This is a genomic window from Denitraticella aggregata, assembly GCF_048158365.1.
Classification (GTDB): Bacteria; Pseudomonadota; Gammaproteobacteria; order Burkholderiales; family Rhodocyclaceae; genus Azoarcus_F.
Map to the genome: position 1 here is coordinate 160,258 of NZ_JBLLNL010000006.1, position 15,344 is coordinate 175,601.

Genomic DNA, 15,344 nt, shown 5'->3' on the forward strand with positions numbered 1-15,344 from the left:
TGCGAGCCGCAACGCGTGGGAAATCATTATGATCGAAATCGTGGTGCGTGCATCAGCAGAGCTGCCAACGCGGGCCAGAACATTGCTACGATCGCCTACCGCGGTCGAATCCAACCTCCAGTCAGGGAAACTTCACGCAGATGTCCCCATCGACGCCCACCTCTACTCGAGTACCCGACACCCGCAAGACCCGGAGCACACCGCGCGGCCGCCAGCTCGACCCCAAAGCGCTCGACGAGATCTCCGCTCTGTTGAACGGCAAGGGGCGTGGTCGCGACCAGCTCATCGAGCACCTGCACACACTCCAGGATCGATTCGGCTGCCTGTCTCTTCGGCATTTGCGGGCCTTGTCGCACTGGATGAATCTTCCGATGGCCGCCGTCTACGAGACCGCGACGTTCTATGCCCACTTCGACATCGTGCGGGACGGAGAAGTGCCTCCGGCACCGATCACGATCCGGGTCTGTGATTCGCTGTCCTGTCAGCTGGCCGGTGCCCAATCCCTGCATGCCGCACTGACTGCCGCGCACGACCCGTCCGAAGTCAGGGTGACACGCGCCCCCTGCATGGGCCGCTGCGAGGACGCACCGGTGGTCGAGATCGGTCATCGTCACCTCGGCCATGCGACGCCGACGGCGGTGCAGCGAGTGCTCGACTCGCGTGACCTTCATCCTCAACCAGTGAGCTGGCAACGGCTGTCGGAATATCGCAGCGAAGGCGGCTATGCGCTGCTCGAACACGCGCGCGATGGCGAGGTCGGACTCGACGAACTCACCCGCCTGCTCGAAGCGTCCGGGCTGCGCGGGCTTGGTGGCGCCGGTTTTCCGACCTTCCGGAAATGGCAGTTCGTCCGCGCCGAGCCGGCGCCCCGCTACGTCGTCATCAACGCCGACGAGGGCGAACCCGGCACATTCAAGGATCGGTTCTATCTCGAACAGGCGCCACACCGGTTTCTCGAGGGTGCACTGGTCAGCGCCTGGGCCGTCGAGGCCAGTGCGATCTATATTTATCTGCGCGATGAATACCCCGGCCTGCACCAGGTCTTGCGCGACGCGATTGGCGAGCTCGAGGCGGCCGGTCTGGTCCAACCCGGCTTCATCGTGATGCGCCGCGGCGCGGGTGCGTACATCTGCGGCGAGGAATCCGCGCTGATCGAGTCGCTCGAGGGCAAACCCGGCAAACCCAGGCACCGCCCGCCCTTCGTTGCACAGAAAGGCTTGTTCGACCGACCCACGCTGGTGAACAACGTCGAGACGGTCTACTGGATTCCTCTGCTGTATGAGCGCGGCGCCGCGTGGTTTGCGGATCAGGGCCGCCATGGACGCAGGGGCCTGCGCAGTTTCTCGGTGTCCGGCCGGGTCAATAAACCTGGGGTGCATCTCGCCCCGGCAGGCATCACCTTGCGCGAGCTCGTCGACGAACACTGTGGTGGGATGCTGGAGGGGCATGCGTTGCTTGCCTACCTTCCCGGCGGAGCCTCGGGTGGCATCCTGCCGGCCTCCAAGGCCGACATCCCGCTCGATTTCGATACCCTGCAGCCCTACGGCTGCTTCATCGGCTCGGCTGCCGTGATCGTCGTTTCGGACAAAGATGATCTGCGCACCGTAGCGCGCAATCTGATGGCCTTCTTTGCCGATGAATCCTGTGGCCAATGCACGCCCTGCCGCGTAGGAACCGAGAAGATGCTGACGCTGCTCGCCCGCGACGAATGGGACGCCGACCAGCTCGGACGCCTGGCGCAGGTGATGCAGGACGCGTCGATCTGCGGCCTCGGACAGGCCGCACCGAACCCGGTACTGGGACTACTCCGGTACTTTCCCAAGCAACTCGCGCAGCAAGGCGTCACCGTGCGGGGCGAGAACAGGGATGCAGCGCAATGACGATGATCACCCGGAATCCCGCGACGGCGAGCGCGCAGGTCGAAGCCTTCGAAATCACGCTCGATGGCGTTGCGGTTCAGGCCTTTTCCGGCGAGACCTTGTGGCAGGTGGCCAAGCGGGCGGGTGAGCTCATCCCCCACCTCTGCTTCAAGGACGCGCCGGGCTATCGTGCCGATGGCAACTGCCGAGCATGCATGGTCGAGATCCAGGGCGAACGCACGCTGGCGGCGAGCTGCATCCGGACCGCCGCGCCCGGGATGGTCGTCAAGAGCGCCAGTTCCGAGCGTGCCCGCAGTTCCCGCAAAGGGGTGCTGGAACTGCTGCTCGCGGATCAGCCTGCGCGCGAACGCAGCCCGGACCGCTCCAGCCACTTCTGGGACATGGTCGAACAGCTCGGGATCGATGCCGTGGCGGTGCGGCAGAGTCTCCCCGCACGCCGCAACGAAACGTCCAGCCCGGACACTTCGCATCCCGCGATGCATGTGGACCTGCATGCATGCATCGGCTGCAATCTGTGTGTCCGGGCGTGCCGAGAGGTCCAGGTCAACGACGTGATCGGGCTCGCCCATCGCGGGCCATCGTCACGGATCGTGTTCGATTTCGAGGATCCGATGGGCGACAGCACCTGCGTGGCCTGCGGAGAATGCGTACAGGCCTGTCCGACCGGCGCACTGATGCCGGCCACGATCGTCGATGCCACCGGCCGCGGCGACTCGGCCTGCGCCGATCGCACGGTAGATTCGGTCTGCCCCTACTGCGGGGTCGGCTGCCAGCTCACCTACCACGTCAAGAACGAGAAGGTCGTCTTCGTCGAAGGCCGCAACGGCCCATCCAACGAGAACCGTCTGTGCGTGAAGGGCCGCTTCGGCTTCGACTACCCGAACCACCCTTCGCGCCTGACCATGCCGCTGATCCGTCGGGAAGGCGTGCCCAAGGGCCTCGACCCGAGCTTCGACCCCGCCGAGCCGCTCACGCACTTCCGCGTCGCGAACTGGGACGAGGCGCTGGACTTTGCCGCCGCCGGCCTGCGACGCCTGCGCGACGAACACGGCCCCAATGCGCTGGCCGGCTTCGGCAGCGCCAAGTGTTCCAATGAGGAAGCCTGGCTGTTCCAGAAGCTGGTTCGCACCGGTTTCCATTCCAACCATGTCGACCACTGCACGCGGCTGTGCCACGCCAGTTCGGTTGCCGCGCTGATGGAGTGCATCGGCTCGGGTGCGGTCACCGCTTCCTTCATGCAGGCGCAGCAGGCCGACGTGGTCATCCTCACCGGCTGCAACCCGACCGTCAACCACCCGGTCGCCGCCACCTACTTCAAGCAGGCGGCCAAGCGCGGCACCAAGCTCATCGTGCTCGACCCACGTGGCATCACCATGGGCACCTACGCGCATCGCATGGTGCGCTTCACGCCGGGCAGCGACGTGTCGCTGCTCAACGCCATGCTCAACGTCATCGTCACCGAGAAGCTCTACGACGAGGCCTACATCGCCGGACACACCGAAGGGTTCGAGGCGCTGAAGGCCCATGTCGCACCGATGACACCCGAAGCCATGTCACCCGCCTGCGGCGTCGCCCCCGATGAGATCCGCGACATCACCCGCCTGTATGCCCAAGCCGAACGCGCGATGATCTTCTGGGGCATGGGCATCTCGCAGCACACCCACGGCACCGACAACGCGCGCGGCCTGATCTCGCTCGCGCTCGCCACTGGCCAGATCGGCCGACCGGGCACCGGCCTGCATCCACTGCGCGGCCAGAACAACGTGCAGGGGGCGTCCGATGCCGGCCTCATCCCGATGGTCTTCCCCGACTACCAGCCGGTGGGTGACGTGCAGATCCGTGCCGCCTTCGAGGAGCTGTGGAACACCCCGCTCGCGGACAAACCCGGCCTCACGGTAGTCGAGATCATGCACGCCATTCATGACGGCACCATCCGCGGCATGTACATCCAGGGCGAGAACCCGGCGATGTCCGACCCCGACCTCGATCATGCACGCGGCGCACTCGCCAGGCTCGAACACTTCGTGGTGCAGGACATTTTCGTCACCGAAACCGCTCAGTTCGCCGACGTCATCCTGCCCGCCTCCGCCTGGGCCGAGAAGGACGGCACCGTCACCAACACCAACCGCCAGGTGCAGATGGGCCGCGCCGCCGTGCCGCTGCCCGGCGACGCCCGCCCCGACTGGTGGATCATCCAGGAAGTCGCTCGCCGCCTCGGCCTCGACTGGCATTACACCCACCCGCGCGACGTGTTCGCCGAGATGAAGCGCGGCATGCACTCGCTCGACCACATCACCTGGGAACGGCTCGAAGCCGAGCAATCCGTCACCTACCCCTGCCCCGCGGACGACGCGCCCGGCATGGATGTGGTGTTCGGCGACCGCTTTCCCACCGCCAGCGGTCGCGCCCGTTTCCGTCCCACCGTCCCGCTGCCGCCCGACGAGCCGATCGACGACGCCTACCCGACCGTGCTCATCACCGGCCGTCAGCTCGAACACTGGCACACCGGCTCCATGACCCGCCGCGCCACCGTGCTCGACACGCTGGAACCTGCGGCCGTGGCCACACTGGCCCCCGGCGAACTCGCCCGTATGGGCCTCGAACCGGGCGCCGCGCTGACGATCGAAACCCGCCGCGGGAAGATTGTGCTGACCGCCCGCAGCGATCCGCTGATGCCCGAAGGCATGGTCTTCGTGCCCTTCTGCTATGTGGAAGCCGCGGCGAACATCCTGACCAATCCGGCGCTTGACCCCTATGGGAAGATTCCGGAATTCAAGTACGCGGCGTGCAGGCTTGGCCCGGGAGACCCGGCGGTGCCGGGCTGATGCAGGTGCATCTGCCGGACGACGCTGGTCACAGCCCCTTCGATCCTCCGCTCACAAAGGCCCTGGTCGGCGCCGCGCAGCACTTCGCCGCGAATCGCGATTTCGCCGGCTGGGGTCAAGGGCGCACGGTCTAATCGTAATTGAGGTACTTGAAGCGGGGGTCGTCAGGCGTTCCTTCCAGGCTCGAACCTTCCTCCATGCCGGGCTGCCACATGATCACCTCCTCGATCTTGCGGGCCAGCTCGAAGTCCTTGTGGGTGATGCCTTTTGCGGCGTGATTCACCAGCTTGACCGTCACGAAAGCATATGAAACGGCCAGATCGGGATGGTGAAACGCGGCCTCGGCCAGATGTCCCACCGCATTGACCACCATCAGCGTCGATTTCCAGCCGCTGGTCTTGTATTTGCGTCGTATCCAGCCGTTTTCCAGATACCACTTCGGCAATTCCTCCTCCAGGCGCTGCTGCACCTCGGCGTCCGAATAGACCTCTTCATGTTTGCGCGCTCTCCAGTTCATTGCAGCCCTCCTTGCAGGGACGGATAGTCAGGATCGACATACTGGATATAGCCGATCGTCGCACGCGGGTCCATAACTGTGTCGTCGCGCCGGCATGTGCGCCCCCGCCGCCGCGGCAACGATGCGCTGTCGCACCCTGGACGTCAGCCGTGAGGCGCCCGGGTCATTCGGTGCTGGTAAGATATCGCCGCAGCCGCAGTGGCGCCAGCCGCCGTGCGTCCGCGTTCGTGCGGCGCATGTGCTTCGGTGGCAGATGCGCCGACCAGGATTGGCCCGCCCGGCCGCGCGGATCACCCGCGCGGTCCCGCACGGCACCCGATCCGGCATCGACATGAATCAGGGCGGGCTCGTGAGTCCGCCAAAGAGTGAGCTTATGAATTCCGCGACCGTGGCGGACGCAATGTCCAGCCACACCCCGATGATGCAGCAGTATCTGGTGCTCAAGGCGCAGCACCCCGACACGCTGCTCTTCTACCGCATGGGGGACTTCTACGAGCTCTTCTTCGACGACGCGGAAAAAGCCGCCCGGCTGCTCGACATCACGCTGACAACACGGGGTCAGTCGGCCGGCCAGCCCATCAAGATGGCCGGCGTTCCCTTTCACGCGCTCGAGCCCTACCTGGCCAAGCTGGTCAAGCTCGGCGAGTCGGCAGTCATCGCCGAGCAGGTCGGCGAACCGGGTGCGACCAAGGGTCCGATGGAGCGTGCGGTCAGCCGCATCGTGACGCCCGGCACACTCACAGATGCCGCGCTGCTCGATGAGCGGCGCGACGCGCTGCTGCTGGCCGCGACGCTGCATCGGGGACAGCTCGGGCTGGCGTGGCTGAATCTGGCCAATGGCGATCTGGTGCTGATGGAGTGCGCCGCCGAACAACTGCAGCACCAGTTCGAGCGCCTGCGTCCGGCCGAAGTGCTGACCCCGGACGGTCTGTCCCTGCCCTTGCTCGAATCGCTGTCGCCGGTACTCAGACGGCTCGCAGACTGGCAGTTCGACCGGGAAACCGGACAGCGGCTGCTGACCGAGCATTTCGGCACCCGCGATCTGGCCGGCTTCGGGGCCGAAGGACTTGGCGTCGCGATCGCCGCCGCGGCCGCACTGTTCGACTACGCGCGCAGCACGCAACGCCAGAGCCTGGACCACATCACGACGCTGCGGGTCGAGCGCGAGAGCGCGTTCCTGCGCATGGATGCGGCTACGCGGCGCAATCTGGAGCTGACCGAAACACTGCGGGGCGAGGCCTCCCCGACCCTGCTCTCGCTGTTCGACCATTGCGTCACCAGCATGGGGGCGCGCTGGTTGCGGCACGCGCTGCATCACCCCTTTCGCGACAGTCGTCCCGCGGCGGCCAGACATGCGGTCATCGCCGAATTCATCGGTGACGGCGACGGCATGCGCCTCGCCGCGGTGCGCGCCGCGTTGCGCGGCGTCGCGGACATCGAGCGCATCTGCAGCCGTATTGCGCTGCGCAGCGCCCGGCCGCGCGATCTGGCCGCGCTGCGCGACAGTCTGGCACGCCTGCCGGAGCTGGCCTCGACGCTGCTGAACCCGCAGGCCGAACTGTTGTGCGCGCTGGCCGACGATGTACGGACACCGCATCCGGTGCTCGATTTGCTGACCCGAGCGGTGGCCTCGGATCCGGCGGTCGCACTGCGGGACGGGGGCGTGATCGCACCGGGTTTCGATGCCGAACTCGACGAACTGCGGGACATCCAGAACAACTGTGGAGAGTTCCTGCTCGCACTCGAGACCCGGGAACGGGCGCGCACGGGTATCTCGAACCTGAAGGTCGAGTTCAATCGGGTCCATGGCTTCTTCATCGAGGTCAGCCGCGCCAACAGCGACAAGGTACCCGACGACTACCGGCGGCGCCAGACGCTGAAGAATGCCGAGCGCTACATCACCCCGGAACTCAAGGCCTTCGAGGACAAGGCCTTGTCGGCCCAGGAGCGCGCGCTCGCGCGCGAGAAGATCCTGTTCGAGGCACTGCTGGACGCACTTGCCGAAGCGGTGCCGGTCTTGCAGCGCATCGCCCGCGCCCTGGCCACGCTGGACGGCCTGGCTGCGCTCGCTGAAACCGCTTTGCGTCACGGGTACATCTGCCCCGTGTTCGTCGACCAGCCCGGGATGGAGATCGTCGCCGGGCGCCACCCGGTGGTCGAGCGCCAGGTCGAGCACTTCATTGCCAACGACTGCGCGCTGTCGCCGATCCGGCGCATGCTGATGATCACCGGGCCGAACATGGGCGGAAAGTCGACGTTCATGCGCCAGGTCGCGCTGATCGCACTGCTGGCCCACGTCGGCAGCTTCGTGCCGGCCGACGCGGCCCGGATCGGACCCCTGGACGCGATCTTCACGCGGATCGGCGCATCCGACGATCTCGCCTCCGGTCGATCGACCTTCATGGTGGAAATGACCGAAGCATCGGCGATCCTGCACGGTGCGACAGGGCACAGCCTGGTCCTGATGGACGAGATCGGCCGCGGGACCTCGACCTTCGACGGCCTTGCGCTGGCCTTCGCGATCGCGCGCCACCTGCTCGAGCGCAATCGTTGTCTGACCTTGTTCGCGACACACTATTTCGAGCTGACCCGCCTGACCCAGGATTACGCCGAGTGCGCCAACGTACACCTGGACGCGGTCGAACATCGGCACCGGATCGTGTTTCTGCATGCGCTGGAAGAAGGGCCGGCCAGCCAGAGCTATGGTATCGAGGTGGCCGCACTGGCCGGGGTCCCGGCCGCGGTGATCCGGGATGCAAGACGCCGCCTGCGTGCGCTGGAGAACCGTGAGGTGGCCGCCGGTCCGCAGGCCGATCTGTTCATCGATCTGCCCGAACCCGAGCCGGAGACCCTGTCGCATCCGGTGCTGACCGAACTCGCCGACATCGACCCGGACGCGCTGTCGCCGCGCGAGGCGCTCGAGCGGCTCTACGCGCTCAAGCGCATGCTGAACTGAAGCCGATGAGCACCCCGATCGACATCAGCGAGGAAGGCGGGATCCGCTACCTGCATTTCGGCTCGGAATGGGTTCAGGGCGCGATGCGCATCCGTGCGCCGGACGCGCTCGAGCTGGTCTACACGCGGGAGATGATGTCCGGCCTGCTGCTCAGACCGGAGGGTTGGCCACGCAATGCCCTGGTGATCGGATTGGGCGCGGCCTCGATCACGAAGTTCCTGTACCGGCACTGTCCCTGGACCCGCATACAGGTCGTCGAGATCGAACCACGCGTGGTCGCTGCGGCCCGCCAGTTCTTTCGTCTCCCCGACGACGACCGGCGACTGGCCATCCAGATCGGGGACGGGGTCGACTATGTGCTGCGGACCGAGCGTCATTTCGATGCGATCCTGGTCGACGGCTATGATCGCAATGCGCGCGCAGGCGCGCTCGACACGCTGCCCTTTTATGCCGCCGTCCGTGGCCGGCTGTCCGACCAGGGCTTGATGGCGGCGAACCTGTTCGGACGCTCGCGGGGTTTTCGAGCCAGTGTGGAACGCATCATCCAGGCCTTCGACGATCGCGCCATCGCGTTTCCATCCTGCGACAGCGGCAACGTGATCGCGCTGGCCGCGGACGGCGAGCCGATCTCGCTGCCGGTCGCGGAGATTCGCCAGCGCGCGCATGAACTGAAGCAGCGTACCGGCCTGGACCTTCTGCCGACGGTCGCACGCGTCGAAGCGTCGGGCAGCCTTCCCGGCGGGAGGCTGATACTGTGATCGAACGTGTGGATTGCGTCGTGATCGGCGCCGGCGTGGTCGGACTGGCGTGCGCGCGGGCCCTCGCGCTGGCCGGCCGCGAAGTGTTGATCCTGGAGGCGGCGCCGCACTTCGGGGCCGGCGCTTCGAGTCGCAACAGCGAGGTCATCCACGCCGGCCTCTACTACCCGCCCGGTTCTCTGAAGGCGCGTCTGTGCGTGCGCGGGCGCGACCTGCTCTACGCGTACTGCGACGCACGCGGCGTCGCGCACCGTCGCTGCGGCAAGCTGGTGGTCGCCACGTCCGACGAACAACGCGGGCGACTCGGGGAGATCGCCCGCGCGGCGCACGCCAACGGGGTCGGCGATGTACGTCTGATCGAATCGGCCGACGCGCGCGCGCTGGAACCCGAGCTGAGCTGCGTCGCGGCGCTGCATTCGCCGTCCACCGGCATCGTCGACAGCCACGGCATGCTGCTGGCGCTGCTCGGCGACGCAGAGAACGCCGGTGCGATACTCGCGCTGAAGACCCCGGTGCGCGACGGTCGGGTAGTCGAAGACGGCCTGCTGCTCAACACCGGCGGCGAGGCACCGATGAGCGTCACTGCGAACACCGTGATCAATGCCGCCGGGCTTTTCGCACCCCTGCTCGCATCACGCCTGCAAGGCCTGCCGCCGGCATGGGTCGCACCCGCCCGCTTCGCCAAGGGCAGTTATTTCTCGCTGCGCGGCCGGACCCCGTTCTCCCACCTCGTCTATCCGGTGCCGGAACCCGGTGGCCTCGGCGTCCACCTGACACTGGACCTGCAGGGGCGGGCGCGTTTCGGCCCGGACGTGGAATGGCTGGATCCGGCCATCGTCGCAGCACACGACTTCTCGCAGCCCGAGCCGTTCGACTATCGTGTCGATCCGGCGCGCCTGCGTGGCTTCGACGACGCGATCAGGCGTTACTGGCCCGCCCTGCCCGACGATGCGCTGACGCCGGACTATGCCGGCATTCGTGCCAAGATCGTCGGTCCCGGCGAAGCTCCGGCGGACTTCAGGATCGACACCCGGACCGAACACGGCATCTCCGGTCTCATCAATCTGTTCGGCATCGAGTCGCCCGGCCTGACCTCCTGCCTCGCCATCGGCGAAGAGGTGCTTCGCGCGTCCGATCCGCGCTGAAGCGGGCTCGTCGCGGGATCGTGTCCGTGCGCAACGCTCAGGCCGGTTCGATCTCCTCGACCGGCACCCGCCAAAGGCACTGGCCCTTGGTCGCCTTGTCGATGTCGACGATCACCTTGTCGTGCTCGGCGAGTTCGTCGGCCGATGCCCGGATGATGCGGATCGGCGCCCTGTCGCCCAGCCGAGCGGCGGATTCGCTGGCGTCTGGCGCCGGCTCGTCGAGCTGCATGATCAGGCTCTCCTGACCGCGGGTCATCGCCAGATAGACTTCCGCCAGGATCTCGGCGTCGAGCAGGGCACCGTGCAATGTACGATGTGCATTCTCGATCTGATGGCGGTCACACAGGGCGTCCAGCGAAGCCTTCTTGCCCGGGTTCTGCTCCTTGGCCATCCTGAGCGTATCGATGACGCCGCTGCAGACCCGTTCCAGCGGTTCGCGCCCAAGCAGCTTCAGTTCGTGATTCAGGAAGCCTACGTCGAAGCTCGCATTGTGGATGACCAGCTCCGCGTCACGCACGAAGGCTTCGAAGTCCCCCACGACATCCCGAAACCTGGGTTTGTCGGCCAGGAACTCCTCGGTGATGCCATGCACCGCGATCGCCTCTGCGGCGATGCCGCGTTCCGGGTTCAGGTAGACATGGTAGTGGCGACCGGTCAGGTTGCGGTTCAGCAGTTCAACGCAACCGATCTCGATCACGCGGTCGCCGTTGCGCCAGTCGAGGCCGGTCGTTTCGGTGTCCAGTACGATCTGTCTCAAGCATCACCCTCCATTGATTTCATCATGTTGCGGACCTGTTCCGGGTCGGGACATGCCTGGCGGTGAACGGCTCACAGCGCGGCTCAACCATCGACCGTCACACCGGCCCTTCGCACCGCGTCCACGCCTTTGCGTGCGAGTTCGTCTGCCCGCTCGTTCTCGGCATGGCCAGCATGGCCCCTGACCCAGATCCACTCCAGACGGTGTGTTCCGGTGGCCTTGTCCAGCGCCTGCCAAAGGTCGACATTCTTGACCGGTGTCTTCGAGGCGGTCTTCCACCCCCTCGCCTTCCAGCCGTGGATCCATTCGGAAATACCCTTCTGCACGTACTGGCTGTCCGTGTAGACGCGCACCTGCACCGGGCGCTTGAGCAGTTCCAGCGCACGAATGACCGCGGTCAGTTCCATGCGGTTGTTGGTGGTATCCGGCTCTCCACCCCAGATTTCCTTCTCATGCCCCCCGGCGCGCAGGATCGCACCCCAGCCGCCGGGCCCGGGATTGCCGCTGCAGGCTCCGTCGGTAAATATCTCGATCTGTTCCATCAATCCGTCTTATGTGAGTTACCCGGCAAGTTGCGCGTTCTTCGCGCCACCGGTGACAGGGCCTTCTTGGAGGCGTGATTATCGCGCCATTTCGGCGTGATGAGTCGCATGCCATGGACGCGCTTGATGCCCTGCAACATGTAAACGCCGCCGCAGAACGGCCACCAGCGCGAACCCACCCGATCCATGAACCCCCAGCGCTCGATCCACTTGTTCGAACTCATCGGTGGTGCGTAGCAGCCCAGACCGCCCGATTGCGTGTCGAACCCCAGCAGCGTCAGCCAGTCGCGAATTCTGGGCGCGGAAAAATAGTGACCCTGCCAGGGCACGCTCGCGCCGCGCCTCGCCAGCGCGCGCCGGAGCCCGAAAAGGCTGAACGGATTGAAACCTGCGATGATCACGCTGCCCTCCGGCACCAGCACGCGTTCGACTTCGCGCAGCACCTGGTGAGGGTGGCGGGAATACTCGAGCACATGTGGAAGCAGCACCAGGTCGACACTCGTGGTTGCCAGAGGCAGCGCAAAAGGGTCGCAAAGCAGTTGTGCTTCGCCCTGCTCGGCGGTCGACAAACGATACGAGATGCGATTGCTGCGCAGGAACGGTTGGGCTGGCAGGCCGATCTGAACTGCGTTATAACCAAAAATATCGGCCACCATGGCATCGAATCGGCTCTGCTCCCATTGAAGCAGGTACTGCCCCTGTGGCGTGCTCAACCAGTCCGAGAAGGTCTGCGCAACATGAATACTCGACATTCGACAGCCCAAAAACCTGAGATCGTACCGCTCCCCGCCTTTCAGGATAACTATATCTGGTTGCTGCAGGTGGGAAATCGCGCCGTCGTCGTCGACCCGGGTGATGCCGCGCCGGTCGAGCACTGGCTGCGCGCGCATGGTCTGACGCTCAGCGCGATCCTGATCACGCATCATCATGCGGATCACACCGGTGGCATCCTGAATCTCGTCACGGATCGCGACATACCGGTATTCGGACCGCGGGGCCAACCGATCGACGGCGTGAGCCGGCAGGTCGGGGAACATGACGTGATTCGTCTGCCGGACATGGACATGAGCTTCGACGTGCTGGAGGTGCCGGGACACACCCGGACGCATGTGGCGTACCTGTCGGGAGACATGCTGTTTCCGGGCGACACGCTGTTCAGTGGCGGTTGCGGTCGCCTTCTCGGTGGCACGGCGAGCCAGCTCCATGCCTCGCTGGAGCGGCTCGCGACGCTGCCTCCGGATACACGGGTCTTCTGCACCCACGAGTACACGCTGGCCAATCTCGCGTTTGCCGCTGCCGCCGATCCAATCAACCCCGATCGTGATGCGTGGCGCGCGTCCTGCGAGTCGCTGCGCGCCCGGGGCCTGCCGACGCTGCCGAGCACGATCTCGCGCGAAAAGCGCATCAATCCGTTTCTGCGCGCGGGTCAGCCTTCGGTACTCGCCGCGGTCGCGGCGCATGCAGGGCAGGTGCCGGCCGATTCGCTGGCCTGTTTCACCGCCATGCGGGCCTGGAAGGACAGCTTCTGAGCCCTTCCAGCGGGCCGGTCAACGCAGTGCCATCAACTGGCCGGGCTCCGCCTGCATATAACGGTTGCGCCCGGCGCGCTTTGCGCGATACAAGGCCTGGTCGGCTTGCTGTGTGAGGACCCGATGGCCATGCTCGTCCGAGCGGTCGGGGGTAGCGGTGGCGACCCCGATGCTGATCGTCACATGTGTGGCGACCGGTGAAAAGGCATGCGCGATCTGAAGGTCTGCGACAGCCGAACGCATCGTCTCGGCAACGCCGGCGGCACCGACCGCATCGGTATCGGGCAGGATCACCGCAAATTCCTCCCCGCCGTATCGTGCTGCCAGATCGGTCGAACGGTGCAGGCAGGCCTTCAGCCCATGCGCGACTTTCTTCAGGCACTCGTCACCGAGCTGGTGCCCGTAGCCGTCGTTGAAATCCTTGAAATGGTCCACGTCCGCGATCAGCAGCGAGATCGGCGTCCCCTTGCGCGCGGCGCGGCGCCATTCGCGCAACAGTGTCTCGTCGAAACACCGTCTGTTGGCAATCCCGGTCAGACCGTCCACTTCGGACAAGCGGGTGAGTTCCCGGTTTGCCTCATCGAGCTTGCGGGTCAGGACCAGCAATGAATAGCGCATCTGCGCAATCCTCTGCATGGCCCGAACCTTGGCCTTGAGCACGAGCTCCGGGACAGGTTTGACCAGATAATCGTCACCCCCCACGTTGATGCCGTGGGCCAGGTCTTCATCGCTGGCGCGCGCCGACAGAAAGATGATCGGCGTCCATTCACCGTCCTTTTCGAGCTGACGAATTCGACGCGCGACCTCGAAACCGTCCATGCCAGGCAACACGATATCGAGCAGCACGAGATCGGGCCGTTCGCGCTTGAAGGCCTCTACGCCCTGCTCTGCGTCGCGTGCGTGAAGCGGCTGAAGCCCCATTCTTTCGAGCAGATGGCAGATCACGGTCGCGCTGGTGACCGTGTCCTCTATGACCAGGGCTTTCATGTGTGATCTTCATCCACTGGAGCAGGGTTTCAATGCTATCAAGTTCTGATTGGGCGGGGCGAAAAACCGGCGTGGCCCATTCGCATTCCTGCCGTTGGATGCCGGCGAAAGGCCGATCGCCGGCGGTTTGACGCGGATGGACCGGGTAGCCTAGACTCGAACTCCCTTCCCCAAAGGCGTCTGCGTCGATGTCGCTTCGTCTGGCCAGTTGCGTTCTCGTCGCGGCACTCGGACTGAGTGCGGCACGGGTCTGTGCCGAAATATCGGGGAGCGCCCTCGACCATGACGCTCACACCGATCGCGCACCGGCTCGGGCCGACTTCCAGGGCACCCGCACGCCAGGACTCAGTCTGTCTTCCCAACAGGTTCTGGAGTTGCCTATCCACCAGCCCAGAGTGCTCAAGCTGGATCTGACGCGTGATGCGAACGATATCTGGGACAGAATTCGGCGCGGATTCGCGATGCCGGACCTGGACAGCGAACCGGTGCTCGAGCGACAGACCTTCTACCTGAACCGCCCTGCCTTTCTCAAACAGGTCTTCGAGCGGGGGGGACGCTATCTGTATTACATCGTCGACGCGCTCGAGCAACGCGGTCTTCCGACCGAGCTGGCGCTGTTGCCGATGGTCGAGAGCAACTACAACCCGCTGGCCTATTCCCGTTCTCATGCATCGGGGCTGTGGCAGTTCATCCCCTCGACCGGTCGCAACTTCAATCTGGTCCAGGACAAGTGGGTGGACGAGCGACGCGACGTGATCGCGTCGACCGACGCGGCGCTCGACTACCTCGAATACCTCTACGAGATGCACGGCGACTGGCATCTCGCGCTGGCGTCCTACAACTGGGGGGAAGGTGCGGTCGGCAGAGCGATGCGGCGCAATCGCGACGCTGGCCTGCCGGCGGAATACCAGTATCTGGACATGCCGCCGGAGACGCGCGGCTACATCCCGAAACTGCAGGCCCTGAAGAACATCGTCGCCAGACCGGAGCTGTTCAACTTCGAACTGCCGCACGTGTCGAACGATCAGCACTTCACGACGGTCGAGGCGCCACGCGGAATCGATCTGGCCACGGCCGCAGAGTTCGCCGGAATGCCGATCGACGAGTTCATCGCACTGAACCCCGGCTTCAATCGGCCGGTGGTCAATCTGAGTGGTCAGTCACTCGTGGTTCCGGTCGACCGTGCCGGTCCTTTCCGGGAACGTCTCGGCGAAATCGAGAATGGTGGCAAGCGCTGGAAAACCTACGAACTCAGACGAGGCGAAGACCTGGCAACGATCGCACGCCGCTTCGGTCTGTCGGTCGCGCAGCTGCAGCAGGTCAATGGTCTCAATGCGCGCAGCCGGGTCGGACCCGGCTATACCTTGCTCGTGCCCGACGGGGTGGACCCGTCGGGCGCCGTGGAGGCCGCCCGCGCCATCGGGGCCCGGGGACGATGAAGCGGAACT

General features: G+C 65.4%; 12 protein-coding genes. 7 read left to right on the forward strand and 5 right to left on the reverse strand.

Going from position 1 to position 15,344, the window contains the following annotated elements; all coding sequences use genetic code 11:
- Positions 1 to 140: 140 nt before the first annotated feature.
- Together ACKVEX_RS09585 and fdhF are read left to right on the forward strand one after the other, a co-directional pair.
- Positions 141 to 1,880, forward strand: coding sequence for an NADH-ubiquinone oxidoreductase-F iron-sulfur binding region domain-containing protein (locus ACKVEX_RS09585; RefSeq protein WP_473215494.1), 1,740 nt, complete (start codon positions 141 to 143; stop codon positions 1,878 to 1,880).
- A gap of 2 nt (positions 1,881 to 1,882) precedes the next feature.
- Complete coding sequence (gene fdhF / locus ACKVEX_RS09590; protein WP_473215552.1) at positions 1,883 to 4,705, forward strand: formate dehydrogenase subunit alpha; 2,823 nt, start codon at positions 1,883 to 1,885, stop codon at positions 4,703 to 4,705.
- 130 nt (positions 4,706 to 4,835) lie between these two features.
- Here the strand turns inward: fdhF and ACKVEX_RS09595 are convergent, their stop codons facing one another.
- Positions 4,836 to 5,222 carry a 4a-hydroxytetrahydrobiopterin dehydratase gene (locus ACKVEX_RS09595; protein ID WP_473215495.1) on the reverse strand — a complete coding sequence of 129 codons (387 nt, stop codon included), beginning with the start codon at positions 5,220 to 5,222 and terminating at the stop codon, positions 4,836 to 4,838.
- A 373-nt stretch (positions 5,223 to 5,595) separates the two neighbouring features.
- Between ACKVEX_RS09595 and mutS the strand changes: the two genes are divergently transcribed.
- Genes mutS through ACKVEX_RS09610 form a run of 3 tightly spaced genes read left to right on the forward strand, consistent with a single transcriptional unit; the run spans position 5,596 to position 10,081 of the window.
- Complete coding sequence (gene mutS / locus ACKVEX_RS09600; protein ID WP_473215496.1) at positions 5,596 to 8,178, forward strand: DNA mismatch repair protein MutS; 2,583 nt, start codon at positions 5,596 to 5,598, stop codon at positions 8,176 to 8,178.
- A 5-nt stretch (positions 8,179 to 8,183) separates the two neighbouring features.
- A complete protein-coding gene (locus ACKVEX_RS09605) occupies positions 8,184 to 8,936 on the forward strand; it encodes a spermine/spermidine synthase domain-containing protein (protein ID WP_473215497.1) in 753 nt (250 codons plus the stop codon).
- Positions 8,936 to 10,081, forward strand: coding sequence for an NAD(P)/FAD-dependent oxidoreductase (locus ACKVEX_RS09610; RefSeq protein ID WP_473215553.1), 1,146 nt, complete (start codon positions 8,936 to 8,938; stop codon positions 10,079 to 10,081). The genes ACKVEX_RS09605 and ACKVEX_RS09610 overlap by 1 nt, the downstream gene beginning before the upstream one ends.
- A 37-nt stretch (positions 10,082 to 10,118) precedes the next feature.
- On the opposite strand, the gene dnaQ is transcribed toward ACKVEX_RS09610, so the two are convergent.
- The 3 genes from dnaQ to ACKVEX_RS09625 all read right to left on the reverse strand — a co-directional run bounded on the left by dnaQ (position 10,119) and on the right by ACKVEX_RS09625 (position 12,132).
- Positions 10,119 to 10,838 carry a DNA polymerase III subunit epsilon gene (gene dnaQ / locus ACKVEX_RS09615; protein ID WP_473215498.1) on the reverse strand — a complete coding sequence of 240 codons (720 nt, stop codon included), beginning with the start codon at positions 10,836 to 10,838 and terminating at the stop codon, positions 10,119 to 10,121.
- Positions 10,839 to 10,921: 83 nt separating this feature from the next.
- Entirely contained in the window at positions 10,922 to 11,380 is a 459-nt protein-coding gene (gene rnhA / locus ACKVEX_RS09620; RefSeq protein ID WP_473215499.1) for a ribonuclease HI, read from the reverse strand.
- Positions 11,380 to 12,132 carry a class I SAM-dependent methyltransferase gene (locus ACKVEX_RS09625; protein WP_473215500.1) on the reverse strand — a complete coding sequence of 251 codons (753 nt, stop codon included), beginning with the start codon at positions 12,130 to 12,132 and terminating at the stop codon, positions 11,380 to 11,382. Before ACKVEX_RS09625 ends, rnhA begins: the two co-directional genes overlap by 1 nt.
- On the opposite strand from ACKVEX_RS09625, the gene gloB reads away from it, so the two are divergent.
- Complete coding sequence (gloB, locus tag ACKVEX_RS09630) at positions 12,118 to 12,909, forward strand: hydroxyacylglutathione hydrolase (RefSeq protein WP_473215501.1); 792 nt, start codon at positions 12,118 to 12,120, stop codon at positions 12,907 to 12,909. The two genes, ACKVEX_RS09625 and gloB, sit on opposite strands and share 15 nt — an antisense overlap.
- An 18-nt stretch (positions 12,910 to 12,927) precedes the next feature.
- On the opposite strand, the gene ACKVEX_RS09635 is transcribed toward gloB, so the two are convergent.
- On the reverse strand, positions 12,928 to 13,896 hold the full coding sequence (locus tag ACKVEX_RS09635; RefSeq protein ID WP_473215502.1) for a diguanylate cyclase: 969 nt from the start codon (positions 13,894 to 13,896) through the stop codon (positions 12,928 to 12,930).
- 188 nt (positions 13,897 to 14,084) lie between these two features.
- Here ACKVEX_RS09635 and ACKVEX_RS09640 point away from each other — a divergent pair, with 188 nt between their 5' ends.
- Entirely contained in the window at positions 14,085 to 15,335 is a 1,251-nt protein-coding gene (locus ACKVEX_RS09640; protein WP_473215503.1) for a transglycosylase SLT domain-containing protein, read from the forward strand.
- Positions 15,336 to 15,344: the final 9 nt, after the last annotated feature.